Annotated in this window: 1 protein-coding gene; it reads left to right on the forward strand. The window is 65.6% G+C overall.

Features of this window, described 5'->3' with window-relative positions; genetic code table 11:
- The coding region (gene msrA / locus BST14_RS32180) for a peptide-methionine (S)-S-oxide reductase MsrA (protein ID WP_083067511.1) at window positions 1–244 on the forward strand (244 nt) is incomplete at both ends.

The raw sequence follows: 244 nt of genomic DNA on the forward strand, positions 1-244 counted from the left end.
CTGGCAGCAACCGGGTGTCTGGGTGACCGCGGTGGGTTATGCCGGCGGCTACACGCCGAACCCGACCTACGACGAAGTCTGCTCCGGCCTGACCGGCCACAGCGAGGTCGTGCTGGTGGTCTACAACCCGCAGGAGACCAGCTTCGAACAGCTGCTCAAGGTATTCTGGGAAGCCCACGACCCGACCCAGGGCATGCGCCAGGGCGGCTACATCGGCACCCAGTACCGCTCGGTGATCTACACC

The organism is Mycobacterium arosiense ATCC BAA-1401 = DSM 45069 (assembly GCF_002086125.1).
Lineage (GTDB): Bacteria > Actinomycetota > Actinomycetes > Mycobacteriales > Mycobacteriaceae > Mycobacterium > Mycobacterium arosiense.